The organism is Marinobacter lipolyticus, from assembly GCF_018424605.1.
GTDB lineage: Bacteria > Pseudomonadota > Gammaproteobacteria > Pseudomonadales > Oleiphilaceae > Marinobacter > Marinobacter lipolyticus_B.
In genome coordinates this window covers 276,637-289,212 of sequence record NZ_QTKT01000001.1, presented here as the reverse complement: position 1 = coordinate 289,212, position 12,576 = coordinate 276,637, and the positions used below count along the sequence as shown (strand labels likewise).

Annotated in this window: 15 protein-coding genes; 10 read left to right on the top strand and 5 right to left on the bottom strand. The window is 56.2% G+C overall.

Annotation, left to right across the window (positions count from 1 at the left end):
• Nucleotides 1–11 precede the first annotated feature (11 nt).
• The 4 genes from DYI22_RS01325 (at nucleotide 12) to DYI22_RS01310 (ending at nucleotide 3,735) form a co-directional block, all read left to right on the top strand.
• Nucleotides 12–851 (top strand): putative selenate ABC transporter substrate-binding protein, encoded by an 840-nt coding sequence (locus DYI22_RS01325; RefSeq protein ID WP_228300728.1) that lies wholly within the window; start codon nucleotides 12–14, stop codon nucleotides 849–851.
• Nucleotides 851–1,501, top strand: coding sequence for an ATP-binding cassette domain-containing protein (locus tag DYI22_RS01320; RefSeq protein WP_213476227.1), 651 nt, complete (start codon nucleotides 851–853; stop codon nucleotides 1,499–1,501). Before DYI22_RS01325 ends, DYI22_RS01320 begins: the two co-directional genes overlap by 1 nt.
• 19 nt (nucleotides 1,502–1,520) lie before the next feature.
• Nucleotides 1,521–2,987, top strand: coding sequence for a PhnE/PtxC family ABC transporter permease (locus DYI22_RS01315; RefSeq protein WP_213476226.1), 1,467 nt, complete (start codon nucleotides 1,521–1,523; stop codon nucleotides 2,985–2,987).
• Between the two features lie 148 nt (nucleotides 2,988–3,135).
• Nucleotides 3,136–3,735, top strand: coding sequence for a hypothetical protein (locus DYI22_RS01310; RefSeq protein WP_213476225.1), 600 nt, complete (start codon nucleotides 3,136–3,138; stop codon nucleotides 3,733–3,735).
• Here the strand turns inward: DYI22_RS01310 and DYI22_RS01305 are convergent.
• Nucleotides 3,728–4,033: a hypothetical protein gene (locus tag DYI22_RS01305; RefSeq protein ID WP_213476224.1), complete on the bottom strand. Its 306-nt coding sequence runs from the start codon at nucleotides 4,031–4,033 to the stop codon at nucleotides 3,728–3,730. The two genes, DYI22_RS01310 and DYI22_RS01305, sit on opposite strands and share 8 nt — an antisense overlap.
• A gap of 61 nt (nucleotides 4,034–4,094) precedes the next feature.
• Nucleotides 4,095–4,571, bottom strand: a complete 477-nt coding sequence (locus DYI22_RS01300) for a hypothetical protein (protein WP_228300727.1) — start codon at nucleotides 4,569–4,571, stop codon at nucleotides 4,095–4,097.
• A gap of 122 nt (nucleotides 4,572–4,693) precedes the next feature.
• On the opposite strand from DYI22_RS01300, the gene DYI22_RS01295 reads away from it, so the two are divergent.
• The 3 genes from DYI22_RS01295 to DYI22_RS01285 are packed head-to-tail and all read left to right on the top strand — an operon-like array spanning nucleotide 4,694 to nucleotide 6,883.
• Nucleotides 4,694–5,614, top strand: a complete 921-nt coding sequence (locus DYI22_RS01295; protein WP_213476223.1) for an ABC transporter ATP-binding protein — start codon at nucleotides 4,694–4,696, stop codon at nucleotides 5,612–5,614.
• Between the two features lie 25 nt (nucleotides 5,615–5,639).
• Nucleotides 5,640–6,401, top strand: a complete 762-nt coding sequence (locus DYI22_RS01290) for an ABC transporter permease (RefSeq protein ID WP_213476222.1) — start codon at nucleotides 5,640–5,642, stop codon at nucleotides 6,399–6,401.
• Nucleotides 6,398–6,883: a DUF192 domain-containing protein gene (locus DYI22_RS01285; protein WP_228300725.1), complete on the top strand. Its 486-nt coding sequence runs from the start codon at nucleotides 6,398–6,400 to the stop codon at nucleotides 6,881–6,883. The genes DYI22_RS01290 and DYI22_RS01285 overlap by 4 nt, the downstream gene beginning before the upstream one ends.
• Here DYI22_RS01285 and DYI22_RS01280 read toward each other — a convergent pair.
• Both DYI22_RS01280 and DYI22_RS01275 read right to left on the bottom strand, forming a co-directional pair.
• A complete protein-coding gene (locus DYI22_RS01280; RefSeq protein ID WP_213476221.1) occupies nucleotides 6,880–7,665 on the bottom strand; it encodes an enoyl-CoA hydratase in 786 nt (261 codons plus the stop codon). The two genes, DYI22_RS01285 and DYI22_RS01280, sit on opposite strands and share 4 nt — an antisense overlap.
• A gap of 80 nt (nucleotides 7,666–7,745) precedes the next feature.
• Nucleotides 7,746–8,741 carry a hypothetical protein gene (locus tag DYI22_RS01275; RefSeq protein ID WP_213476220.1) on the bottom strand — a complete coding sequence of 332 codons (996 nt, stop codon included), beginning with the start codon at nucleotides 8,739–8,741 and terminating at the stop codon, nucleotides 7,746–7,748.
• 372 nt (nucleotides 8,742–9,113) lie between these two features.
• Between DYI22_RS01275 and DYI22_RS01270 the strand changes: the two genes are divergently transcribed.
• From DYI22_RS01270 to DYI22_RS01260, 3 genes are all read left to right on the top strand, one after another.
• Nucleotides 9,114–9,257: a hypothetical protein gene (locus DYI22_RS01270; protein WP_213476219.1), complete on the top strand. Its 144-nt coding sequence runs from the start codon at nucleotides 9,114–9,116 to the stop codon at nucleotides 9,255–9,257.
• A gap of 32 nt (nucleotides 9,258–9,289) precedes the next feature.
• The gene (locus tag DYI22_RS01265) at nucleotides 9,290–10,093 is read left to right on the top strand and encodes an enoyl-CoA hydratase-related protein (protein ID WP_213476218.1); all 804 of its coding nucleotides are present in this window, start codon (nucleotides 9,290–9,292) and stop codon (nucleotides 10,091–10,093) included.
• A gap of 247 nt (nucleotides 10,094–10,340) precedes the next feature.
• Nucleotides 10,341–10,760 carry a hypothetical protein gene (locus tag DYI22_RS01260; protein WP_213476217.1) on the top strand — a complete coding sequence of 140 codons (420 nt, stop codon included), beginning with the start codon at nucleotides 10,341–10,343 and terminating at the stop codon, nucleotides 10,758–10,760.
• A 25-nt stretch (nucleotides 10,761–10,785) separates the two neighbouring features.
• Here the strand turns inward: DYI22_RS01260 and DYI22_RS01255 are convergent, their stop codons facing one another.
• Entirely contained in the window at nucleotides 10,786–12,297 is a 1,512-nt protein-coding gene (locus tag DYI22_RS01255; RefSeq protein WP_213476216.1) for a hypothetical protein, read from the bottom strand.
• Nucleotides 12,298–12,576: the final 279 nt, after the last annotated feature.

Below are 12,576 nucleotides of genomic sequence, written 5' to 3'. Positions count from 1 at the left end.
TACGGAAATTGATGCTTTCCAGCCTGCTGCTGTTCACTTCATTCGCTGTCTCTGCCCAGCCCTTTGTCTTCACGGCCATACCTGACGAAGATGAAACCAAGCTGGTGGAGCGTTTCCGCGGTATCGCGGATTATCTTCAGGAAGAACTGGGGGTTGAGGTCCGGTACATACCGGTCAAGTCCTACGCTGCCGCCATTTCGGCATTTCGCAACAATCAGGTCCAGCTGGCCTGGTTCGGCGGTCTTTCCGGCGTTCAGGCACGCGAGCTGGTGCCGGGCTCCGAGGCACTGGCCCAGGGCGTCGAAGATGAAGCGTTTTACAATTACTTCATCGCTCACACCAGCACCGGGCTGGAGATGTCCGACACGCTTCCCGAGGAAATGCGCGGTAAAACCTTTACCTTTGGCTCCAAAGGGTCGACGTCCGGCCGCCTGATTCCGGAATACCACATCCGCCGCGTGTTCAACGAAGCGCCGGAAGACGTGTTCTCACGGGTTGGCTTCAGCGGCAACCACACCCGCACGCTGCGCCTGGTGGAAGCGGGCACCTATGAGTTGGGCGCCATCAACTTCGCGGTGTGGGAAAAAGAGCTGGCCGATGGCAACATCGACACCGACGAGGTAAAAGTTATCTGGAAAACCCCGGCCTACCCGAACTATCAATGGAGCATTCGTGGCGACGTCGATGAGCGCTACGGTGACGGCTTCAAGGAGAAGGTACGCCAGGCGTTGCTGAACATGGACGATCCGGAATTGCTGGAAAGCTTCCCGCGCTCCGGCTTCATCCCCACGGAGAACGAAAATTACGAGCCTATTCGTTCCGTTGCGGAGCAGATCGGAATCCTGGATTAATGGCAGGATTCCAGTTTTCCGGATTAACTGCATCATTCGGAGGTGAGCGGGTCCTGGGCCCGCTCACCTTTGGTGTAGAAGAAGGCGAACGCATTGCACTGGTTGGCCGAAGCGGCGCTGGCAAGTCCACGCTGATCAAACTGATACACGAGCGGGTCGATGGTCACGCTTCGCTGGTGCCTCAGGATCTGGGGCTGGTCAACGCCTTGCCTGTGTTCCATAACGTCTTCATTGGCCAACTCGACAGGCATCCCACCTGGTATAACTCACTGACGCTGATCAGACCCTTTCGCAAGGACAGGGACGCGGTTCGCAGCCTCCTCAGGGAGCTGTCCATGGAAGAAAAGTTCTGGATTCCGACCGCCTCTCTTTCCGGCGGCCAGCGTCAACGGGTGGCCATTGCCAGGGCGTTATACCGCAATGCGGATCTCCTGCTTGCGGACGAGCCCATTTCCGCCCTCGATGGCCCCATGGCAAATCTGATAATGGAAGCGCTGCAGCAACGGTTTACCACCAGCGTCGTAGCCCTTCATGACGTTGACATGGCGCTCAGCTTCGCCACTCGGATCATCGGTATCCAGGACGGACAGATAGCCCTGGATGAGCCCAGCTCGCGATTGACCGCGGCTGATATCACGCCGCTGTACTGACAGGCCAAGACCCGACGCCATGTACCTTTCCCCCACCGCAAGAATCAGTCTGCTTTTCCTGGCGATTGCCGTTGCGGGACTGTTTGTGGCGGATATCGCCATTACCGCGTCCAACCCCTGGCGGGATCTGGGCCGATTTTTTCTCGGCGTGGCCACTCCGGATTTCTTCAGTACCGAAGGCCTTGCCACCGCCCTGCTGCGAACGGTGGCCTTTGCCTTTGTTGGTGTAGCGTTGGGCAGCGCCTGCGGCTTTCTTCTTTCGCTGGTTTACCGGTTCTACCCGGTACGCATTTTCTGCGCGTTCATCCGCGCCATTCACGAACTGTTCTGGGCGCTGATTTTTTTGCAGTTTTTCGGCTTTCATCCGCTCACCGGGGTGCTGGCCATTGCCATCCCCTATTCCGGGATTTTTGCCAAAGTCTATTCGGAGATCCTGGAAGAAGCCGATCCGGGCCCCGGCCGCCTGCTGCCGCCGGGCACCGGGGTCATATCCGCGTTCCTGTACACCCGGATCCCGGACTGCTGGGTACAGCTTCGCACCTACACGGCGTATCGCCTTGAGTGCGGCCTGCGATCCAGCGCCATTCTGGGTTTCGTTGGCCTGCCTACCCTCGGTTTTTACCTCGAAACCTCGTTTTCCCAGGGCCTCTATTCGGAGGCCGGCGCCATGCTCATTCTGTTCTATGTGCTCATTGCCACCATTCCCATCTGGGTTCGCCCCCGCCTCCTTCCGGTTTACATGGTTGGCGCACCGTTTTTCCTCGGCGACGGTATGCCCATCATCTGGGGAAACGTGGAGCGGTTCTTTACCCAGGACATCGTTCCCGCCCCGTTGCGCGATGGTGAGGGCCTCGCCAGTCTGGGCCACTGGCTCCATGACCTGCTGGTGAACGAGGCCCTGCCCGGCATATGGAACACCGTGGTGCTCACCCAGATTGCGCTGGTGGCCACAGGTATCCTGACCCTGCTGGCCTTTCCGCTGATCTCCAATCACTTCGGCGGGCCGATCCGGCGGACCGGCGGGCATGTGTTTCTGGTCATCGCCCGCTCCACGCCCGAATACATTCTCGCCTATATCCTGCTGCAGCTCTGGGGACCGTCGATGCTGCCGGCGGTGGTGGCGCTGGCCCTGCACAACGGCGGGATTATCGGCCACCTGATCGGGCGCCAGACCAACACCCTGCAGCTGCGACCCGACGCGCCAAGCGGCTTTAACCGCTACAGCTGGGAACTGGTGCCACGGGTGTATCGCTCGTTCCTTGCCTTCCTGTTCTATCGCTGGGAAATCATCATGCGTGAAACGGCGATTCTCGGCATTCTGGGGATCTATACCCTGGGCTTCTATGTCGACAGCGCCATTCAGCAAATCCGTTTTGACCGCGCCATGGTGCTGATCCTGATCACGGCGCTGCTCAATATCGGAATCGATGTGCTCGGCCGTTACATTCGCCGCAAACTCGCCCTGCAGACCATGCCTACCTGCTGATTCAGCATCTTGCTACAGTGCTGATCCGGTCACATTTTGGTGGATCTCAGGCCGCGCAATAGCCGTTCTGAGACACGCGTACGCCCGACAGCGCGTTACAGTCAGTTACAATCTGATAATAACGGCAACATTCGGGACAACCCATTTCATGATCGACGGATTTATTTTTCTCACTGAGTTAGTTCTGGTGGCGCTACTGGTCGCACTCGCGTTCCGGATGGCTACCCTGATTCGCACTGAGCCATTCCTTCAGGGCGGAGCCGCCGTGCTGGGGAATGAATCTCTTGCGCCCCCACCGAGTCCGTGGCCAGCGTCCACTGCCAGGGCTGAGGGCAAGCGCATCACTCCACGGGCGCCGCTGGACCGCACCGAACTTCTCACCCAACTGCATATACTGATGGGGCTTCAAGAGCGGGACTGTCGCGAACAGGGCCTCGACTGGCACTCCGCGCCAGGGGATGTCAGCAGCTATGCGGTGGCATGGCTCTATGGGGCCGCCTGTACGCTGTGCGATAAATCACTGAGGCACACCGCTGCGCTGCAGGGGCTGGTGGCGCAGATTGCCAGCCGCAAGACGCCCCTGCGGCAGTCAGAGGCAATACAGACGCTGGCCACCCTCACCAGTAATACCACGTGGCTGGCCTGTTTTCGGCATGGTCTTGAGGGCGCTGCGCACTGGCGGGAACATCGTTTCGTGCCGGCCCGCGACGGAGTCTACGAGGCGATTACCACCAACGCTTTCATCTGACGGTAGCCGCGGATGCCAGCGTCCATTCCTGACCAAGATTGATGGCCTCTGCGCCCTCTGGTGAATCCGCCGGCACACCCGCGATGGCCGGTTTGCTGAAACTGCCATCTTCAAGCGTGACCATACTGTCCACATCCACCGAGCGGACCAGATACGGGGCGCCATCACACTGCACACACGCCCTGTGGGTGAGCCCGAACACGAAACGGCAGTAATCCAGTTTCAACTGGAGCAGATCCTGCTCGGTTTTGCGGATTTTTCTCAGAAGTACTTTTTGAACGCTGTTGCCATAATCCATCGGGTCTTCCCTGGAAGTCTTGTTTTCGTTTTCGTTGGTTGTTGTAGCCTGGCCGGACGCGTCAGGTGCTGCGGCCTTCCGCCTGAAACACCATCTTCACCGGGAATTCACTCATGGGATGATTGCCCTGCTGTAAATCAATGCGCCAGGTCATCTCGGGTTCGGTGGTGCAGAAAGGCGCGGTGAAACGTGCCTCCCACACTGAAATACCGTTGTCCTCGCCCTTTAAACTCAGGGGCACCGGGTACTCCCCCAGATACATGGATTCGCCCCGGAGAACCGCAAGAAAGCGATCCGGTGAGGAACCGGTGTGAATCCGCAGGCGGTATTCGCGGCCCTGGTCGCCCACGTCCCCGACCGCCAGCTCGGCCACCCACGCGGCGCCGTCCATCTTCCACTGACACGGCCCCTTCTCCAGGTCGCACAGCCGACCGGCCGGGCCGTCGTCATTGCCAACAGACATCAGCCACTTGGGGCCAAACATCGCCAGGCCAACCAAACCGATCAGGATGACCCCGGCTGCGATTGCTCTCAACAATTCCACTCTCCACCGGCAAAGCTGGCATTATGGCCATTCATGACCGGAAGGCAAAGGTTTCTAAACCACTGCCCAACGTGAGAAAATACCGCCCCTTGTTTCACCACCGACAGGATACGCCAGTGCAGCCGGACATTTCCGTTAAGCACCTCAACAAAGTGTACGCCGATGGTTTTCAGGCCCTGAAAGACATCAATCTGGACATTACCCCGGGTGAAATTTTCGCGCTGCTGGGCCCTAACGGCGCCGGAAAAACCACGCTGATCAGCATTATCTGCGGCATTGTCAATAAATCCAGCGGCGACGTACAAGCGGCCGGTTACGACATTGTACGGGACTATCGCAAAGCCCGGGAGAGCATCGGCCTGGTGCCCCAGGAGCTCAACACCGATGCCTTTGAAACCGTGTGGGATGCGGTGTCGTTCAGCCGGGGCCTGTTCGGCAAGGCGCCCAAGCCGGCGCATATTGAGAAAGTACTGAAAGATCTGTCGCTCTGGGACAAGCGAAACAACCGCATCATGTCGCTTTCCGGCGGCATGAAACGCCGGGTGATGATCGCCAAGGCGCTGTCCCACGAACCCCGCATCCTGTTCCTGGACGAGCCCACTGCCGGCGTGGACGTCGAACTGCGTCGGGACATGTGGGAGATGGTGCGCAAGCTGAGGGAGAATGGAGTAACCATCATCCTGACCACCCATTACATCGAAGAGGCCGAGGAAATGGCCGACCGTATCGGTGTTATCCGTCAGGGCGAAATCATTCTGGTGGAAGACAAAGACCGCCTGATGAGCAAGCTGGGCAAGAAAGAGCTTCGCCTGCAATTGCAGCACCCGCTGGAGAAAGTACCGGGCGAACTGGTGCTGGAACCGGTTGAGTTGTCGGAAGATGGCTACGAACTGATCTACACCTTCGACTCCCAGCAGGAACAGGCCGGCGTGGCCCGACTGCTGCGGCTTCTGGGCGACATGGGCATTGATTACCGGGATCTGCGAACACGGGAAAGTTCGCTGGAAGAGATTTTTGTCGGCCTGGTCCACGAGTAGACCGCCGAATGACAGGAGTTAATGCATGAACTACTACGGTATCCGCGCGATTTACCGTTTCGAGATGGCCCGCATGCGCCGCACCCTGATGCAGAGTGTGGCATCGCCGGTGATTTCCACCTGCCTGTATTTTGTGGTGTTCGGCTCCGCCATCGGAAGCCGCATGGGTGAAATCGACAATATCAGCTACGGCGCGTTCATCATCCCCGGGCTGGTCATGCTGTCGTTGCTGATGCAGAGCATTTCCAACGCCTCTTTCGGCATCTACATGCCAAAATTCTCCGGCACCATCTACGAAGTGCTCTCCGCACCGGTCTCCTATGTGGAGGTGGTGCTTGGCTACGTCGGGGCCGCAGCCACCAAATCCGTGATACTGGGGTTGATCATACTCGCCACCGCTCGCCTGTTCGTGGATTACGATGTGCTTCATCCGTTCTGGATGTTCGCCTTCCTGGTGCTCACCTCGATCACTTTCAGTCTGTTCGGCTTCATCATCGGTATCTGGGCCGACGGCTTCGAGAAACTGCAGATCGTTCCGATGATGATCGTAACGCCGTTGGTTTTTCTGGGCGGCACCTTCTATTCCATCGATATGTTGCCGGACGTGTGGCAAACCATCAGCCTCTTCAACCCGGTGGTGTATCTGATCAGTGGTTTCCGCTGGGCGTTCTACGGGGTATCCGATGTGCATGTGGGCATTAGCGTGGGGATGACGCTGATGTTCCTTACGGCCTGCATGATCACCATCTGGTGGATTTTCCGAACCGGCTACCGGTTACGGTCATGATCGGTATCCGGGGTGGTGCCATGGCGGTATTGCTGCTGGGGGCCTGTAGCGCGATGGCATCAGGTCCCTTGCCAACAACGGCTGCCTGCCTGATTGCCGGCAACCGGGAAGTACCCATTACTGTGGAACTGGCCCGCACGCCGGAGCAGCGCAGCAAAGGCCTGATGGGGCGGACGGAACTGGCCGGAAACGCGGGGATGCTGTTTATCTATGCCAGCCCCAGGCGCCCTGATCAGGGTTTCTGGATGTACCGAACACTGATCCCCCTGGACATTGCCTATCTCGACGAAAACGGCGTGATCGGTGCCATCGTGGCTATGGCGCCCTGCCCCTCAGAACGTGGCAGTGGGTGCCCTTCCTACCCGGCCGGCGTGCCATACTCCCTGGCGCTGGAAATGAACCAGGGATTCTTTGAGACCCATGACGTCAGTGTCGGCGACCGCCTGGAGTGGGCGCCCGACGCCTGCACGGGTGCCCGTTAACGGTCTTTCCATTCAGGATTGCGCTTGTCCAGGAACGCGCAGATACCCTCCTGCGCATCGGCCGCTGCCAGATTCTCCGTCATGACTACAGAGGTGTAGTCATAGGCATCCGCCAGCCCCAACTCTAGCTGACGGTAAAACGCTTCCTTGCCAACTTTGAGCGTGTGGCTCGACTTACCCGCGATCACCCTTGCCATCTGGTACACCGCGTCATCCAGCATCTGTTCATCCACCACCTTGTTAACCAGCCCGATCTGTTCAGCGCGAGGCGCACTGATCATCTCTCCGGTGAGCAGCATTTCCATGGCGTGCTTGCGGTGCACATTACGGGACAGGGCAACCATTGGCGTGGAGCAGAACAGACCGATATTGACCCCCGGCGTGGCGAAGCGCGCGGTATCGGCTGCAACGGCCAGATCACAGCTGGCCACCAGCTGGCAACCGGCCGCGGTGGCCACTCCGGCTACTCGCGCAATGACCGGTTTGGGCAGATTGACCACCTGCTGCATCACCTTGCTGCACTGATCGAACAGCGCCTGTTGCTGGTGCTGGCTGCCAAACTGGTCGCGCACTTCCTTCAGATCGTGGCCGGCGCAAAACACCGACCCGCTTGCTGCCAGTACCACCACCCGGGTGTCGTTATCCGCCGCGAGTTCCGTGAGCGCATGGGACAGTGCCTGCAACATGGCCATCGACAGGCTATTGCGGCGCTCCGGCTGGTTCAGCGTCAGGGTCGTGACACCGCTGTCTTTGGTGATCAGAATCATCGGCTCGGCAGGCATGGCTTCCCTCCTCTTACGTTTCCGACAGTATTCTGCGGAGGATGCCACAAGTCGAGCCGACCTTGGTCGCGCCGTGTTGGTCAGAGCTCTGTTTCTGGTGGCTGGCAGGTGTCACTGGCGGCCACGGTGTTGTTATTCACTTCCACAACAAATGCGTGGCCGGTACCGGTGCTCATGCCATAGCGAATTTCAACGATTCCGTTACCGCTCATGCGGCTGACACCCTGCAGCGGACAGGCGTTTTCATCGTAGCGGGGGACAATAAGCGAGGTTGGCGTGGTGTACTCCACAAAACCATTGATGGCCGAACCAATCAGCGTAAACCGGTCAGACAGGAAAACCTCGTTCTCGCGAATCTGCACGATACTCCGCAAGTTTTTCACCGCCACGTAGTCTTCACCCGAATTGAATTCCAGGGTGCCGACTGTCAGGTAAACGTCTCCTGTTCCGGTATCGGTATTAATCGATTCTCTAAAGTCGCTGTCGCCCTTGATAGCCAGTGCTTTGCCCGAAGGCAGGTATTTACCGGAAACGTTGTAAGTTTCTGAGGCTTCCAGCGTATCCGCGCCATCGCGGTTGCTCTCTGTGACCTTGAAGCGATACGTCCCGTTCAGGAGCAAGGTGCCGTATGTCGCCGTTGTCAGCTCGCACCGGGTGAATTCATAAAGTGTCGCTTCAATGTTAGCGACCGATTCGTCAGTAATCCTGACCAGCCCGCCTTCGTTTTCACAGGCCAGGTCGGTAACGTCCTCACCCAGCCGGCTGCTGTCGTTCAATTCATAAACAACCGGCTTAAGCCCATTGCCTGATATAGCGACTTCCACCTCGTACACCAGGTTAAACGCCTCGGAGTAGCTATCGTAAACGGCAGAGAAGGCCTCAAAATCTTGCTGGCTGTTCATTGCCGCTTTGCGGGTGGAGTATCCTCCGGTATCCATTGAGAGAGAGCTGCTGCTGGCGGGTGCATCGCTGCTGTTATCTTCACTACCTCCACCTCCGCCACCGCCCCCACAAGCAGTCAGAAGAGAAACAGTAGAGAGTACCAGGGCCGTGTTACGGAGAGGTCGCAAAAGCATGAGGCAGGTTCCTTTTTCATTATATGGCACAGCCAGCAGTGATCCTCACTGCTGCCACAGGCACCGGAAAGACCGGCGCAATCAGAAAGTGTAAAAAAGGAAGGTACGGAAACCCGAAGAAGAACCAGCGAAGGCAGAACTCATCCTGAATTCGGTACATCATCCTTGGGGCATTATTTATATCGAAATGTCGTGAGAATAACCACATGCGCCCCGGTCCAAAAAGCGGTCTCATGACGGGCTTCTCAACTTTTAAACCAGAAACAGGTGTAATGGGAGGCTCTGAGGGTAACCGGGCGGTTGTTATCGGTTGCCCCTGCCCTCAAATTTGTTATCAATGCTGAAAGTGTTCGGCAAAAGAAGGAGCCAGCCATGCCGAAATCCACCATCCTAAAAGCCATAGTCGCCATCGCCATCATCGTTGGCGCCGTCATCGTGATCATCCGGGATGAACCTGCCACCCCCACGGGCGACATCAACAGCATCCAGCCGTTGCCCGAGCAGGACAACCCCTGAGCACGTCAACGAGCACACCAGGAGCCAGATAGATGACCACGACACCCACACTCACCGATGCCCTGCTGAAGCTGGACAACCGCGTCGCTACCCTCACCCTCAACCGGCACGACCTGCGTAATGCGCTCACGGGCTCAAATCTGATCGACGACATCGTGACCACTGCCCAATGGGTGAATAATTGCGAGGACGTATCGGTGCTGGTTATCACCGGAGCCGGTTCCGCTTTCAGCGCCGGCGGCAATATCCGTGATATGGCCAACCGCAGCGGCGATTTTGCGGGCGATCCGGCCGAATGCGCTGACCGCTACCGCAAGGGTATCCAGCGGATTCCCCTGGCGCTGCAGAACGTGGAAGTACCGATCATCGCTGCCGTCAACGGCCCGGCCATTGGCGCAGGCTTTGACCTGGCGAACATGGCCGACATCCGCATCGCCTCCGAAAGCGCCCGGTTCGGTGAGACCTTCCTCAACCTCGGGATCATCCCCGGCGACGGCGGCGCCTGGTTTATGCAGCGGCTGATCGGCTATCAGCGCGCATTTGAGCTGACACTCACCGGCCGGATTATCGATGCCAGTGAAGCGCTGGAACTGGGTATTGTCCTGCAGGTGGTGCCTGACGACGAGCTGTTGAACAAGGCTAATGAGATGGCGCAGCGCATCGCCAGCCAGCCGCCAAAAGCCACACGACTGACCAAGCGATTAATGAAAATGGCGCCGCGGATGGAGCTGAAGGATTTCCTTGATGTGTGCGCGAACTTCCAGGGCATGTGCCACAACGAGCCGGAGCATCTTGAAGCGGTGAACCGGATGTTGGAGGCAATGGCAAGGAAATGAGGCCGAACTTGCTTGCCTTCCGTCTCGGTACTAAATTAAAAGGGTTGAACAGTAGTTCACAGCCAACTGCCAGATACGCATATCCAGCGGAAACGCGCCCTACCTCAACTATTCCGGCCTGGTGCTGGAAGCTCCCTGGCCCGAACAGCTGGAGACAGACCTCATCGTACCTGGCGGCAAGATGGCCGCATGTTACGCCCATTGGGTTGAAGGCAAAACCTGGTCCGAATCCGGGTACCTGGACGCCATGCTTGAGCGAATCAAAAACAAAGGCCCGGAGGATGGCTGCTCAAACAAACAAGACATTCTCCGGCGCTGCCAGAAACTCGACAGACTGTTCGAAGAAACGCAAAAGCAGCGCTGCCTAAAACGGCAATCCGAGCTCCGCATCCTGTCCTTCAGGGAGCGTGGCGGCATCTACATGTCCATCGATGGTCGCGGTAATCTGGTGAAAACCGGAGGCGGCAATCATCGCTTGTTAATTGCACAAATTCTGGGGCTGGAGCAAATACCCGTTCAGGTCGGCATTGTTCACATCGACGGCATCGATGCGTTCCTGCAGCTCAGGAAGGAGCGGGGTGAGCGAATACGTCTTGGGGGTGAGAAAGCGGACACTCTGGGACTATCCGGCGAAACACCAACGGGCGGCATTTCTAATCAGCGGTGAAACTGAAACAGGGATGTTTATAACTCTATTCGGTCGTGGCCGCAGACTTCGATTGACGCCGGACCAACCGAAGGTCGGTTGGTTCGAAACCACAGGCACAATAAAACTTCTTAGAGCTACCAAAGTACGTACCAACCATGGCAACAATTTTTCCGGCAATATCTTTTTCAGCATCAGAGACGCCAAAAAGGACCTTATCTTCGGGGTTGAGATTATTAATTTGCGCTGGGGTAAGGCCATATCGTTGAAAAAGGGTTGTTGCTTCTTCAATCAACCGTTTTCCTGACCATTTTTTCGCTCGATCAATCACTATTCCCAGCTCATCATTCGCCTTGGCAGCAGTTCCGTAATGATTGTTCAGAGCACCTAAAATCTGGCCTGATTTTTTCTGCATTTCCCGCGTGACACCCTCTCTAAGGCGCTTGGCTTGCCCAGGCACAATCCCGTATTGGTCATAGTAATCTTTATAGGCCTTTAACGCCGTTTCACGATCCCACTGAATCGTACTCCCCTCTTCTTGCTCCAGAATCTGCCGAAGCTTTCTGATACCACCAATCCACGTCTTGATATAGATGGAAACCGTGTTGTAGGTCTCTCCCTTTCGATCCTTCCATTTTCCACGCTTTCTGAGCCACTCCTCGGTAGGGAAGAGGCCATCAGACTGCTCTGCCGCAATCGTTTTGCAGTAGGCAATCAACTCATCCGCGTTTGACCAGTGGGTCGTCTGTATGACCTCATCCGTAGGTTTATCAAACACAAAGGGCTCAATACACCCAATGTAGGGCTTTAAGTGATTTTCCAACTTTTGCTCGTCGAAGCAGTCTCTATGCTGTATTCCCAGGAAATTGGGGTTATTCGAGTTGAAGGTCTCCTTTGCCTCCCTAACTATTCCATACCGCTTTTCTGCATGGCCGTTTGGCTTATCTCCCCAAATTTCGACATCAATCCATCTTCCATCGAACGTTCTGAAATGCAGATCGTAGTATCCGTATGAAGCGTCACCATATTCACTGTACGAATCCGGATATCGTTCACCCTTCTTATGCTCGACGCCACGGGCATATAGAAAATTCGAGAGGGAGGCCTCTGGATGACTTAGCCATCGCATTCCATTTCTTGATTCGACAAAATTGCTTGTTTCGTAGCAATCCAAGACCTTCCTAAGGTCATCCCACGTCTTATTGAATTTGTTATAAATTGAATGAACAAGGGAGCCTTTGCCATTTTGCTGAAACCAGGCGGCAGGCGGAAGAAAACCCATTTGACTCTGGACACCCGAAGCCTCTTTGATGACCCGATCCCATGTCCAACGTTGCTGAATCTTTCCATCTACCTGCTTGGTAAAATTCTGGTTTTTGTACTCCTCATATTCTTTCTCAAGCCCTAGTAACGAAATCACCTCTTTTAGCTTGAATCCCTTTTTATAAATATGGAAGTAAAGCCCCTTTTCCTTCTTGATCTCAGGATATGACAGGCTCGCAATACCATTAGACTGATAACGGTCCCAAAGAAACTCCAAAAGCTCTTCGTTAGTCATTAACGAAAACTTGTTCGTTCTAGGCCTTCCCGTCATTTTTCAACCTCCCATGCGCCATGAGCAACGTCGGTTGGCGTCAACCATTACCTTTTAAAAGACGGTTGGTTATTGACCACACCCCAAAAAATACTGACCTGGAACTATAAAATACTGGCTCAGCCCAAACCACATATTTCCATTCGTCATTTCGAGTCACAGCACCTCCAACGAAAGATGACTAGTTATGAGGTACGCAATGTCCCATTCACTATTGAACGAACTGAACGAACTGAACGAACA

Coding starts and splice junctions, on each gene's coding strand:
- DYI22_RS01320 (WP_213476227.1), top strand. CDS start 851: ATGGCAGGATTCCAGTTTTCCGGATTAACTGCATCATTCGGAGGTGAG.
- DYI22_RS01325 (WP_228300728.1), top strand. CDS start 12: ATGCTTTCCAGCCTGCTGCTGTTCACTTCATTCGCTGTCTCTGCCCAG.
- DYI22_RS01280 (WP_213476221.1), bottom strand. CDS start 7,665: ATGCCTGCCGAGCCGATGATTCTGATCACCAAAGACAGCGGTGTCACG.
- DYI22_RS01310 (WP_213476225.1), top strand. CDS start 3,136: ATGATCGACGGATTTATTTTTCTCACTGAGTTAGTTCTGGTGGCGCTA.
- DYI22_RS01270 (WP_213476219.1), top strand. CDS start 9,114: ATGCCGAAATCCACCATCCTAAAAGCCATAGTCGCCATCGCCATCATC.
- DYI22_RS01275 (WP_213476220.1), bottom strand. CDS start 8,741: ATGCTTTTGCGACCTCTCCGTAACACGGCCCTGGTACTCTCTACTGTT.
- DYI22_RS01260 (WP_213476217.1), top strand. CDS start 10,341: ATGCTTGAGCGAATCAAAAACAAAGGCCCGGAGGATGGCTGCTCAAAC.
- DYI22_RS01265 (WP_213476218.1), top strand. CDS start 9,290: ATGACCACGACACCCACACTCACCGATGCCCTGCTGAAGCTGGACAAC.
- DYI22_RS01255 (WP_213476216.1), bottom strand. CDS start 12,297: ATGACTAACGAAGAGCTTTTGGAGTTTCTTTGGGACCGTTATCAGTCT.
- DYI22_RS01305 (WP_213476224.1), bottom strand. CDS start 4,033: ATGGATTATGGCAACAGCGTTCAAAAAGTACTTCTGAGAAAAATCCGC.
- DYI22_RS01285 (WP_228300725.1), top strand. CDS start 6,398: ATGATCGGTATCCGGGGTGGTGCCATGGCGGTATTGCTGCTGGGGGCC.
- DYI22_RS01290 (WP_213476222.1), top strand. CDS start 5,640: ATGAACTACTACGGTATCCGCGCGATTTACCGTTTCGAGATGGCCCGC.
- DYI22_RS01315 (WP_213476226.1), top strand. CDS start 1,521: ATGTACCTTTCCCCCACCGCAAGAATCAGTCTGCTTTTCCTGGCGATT.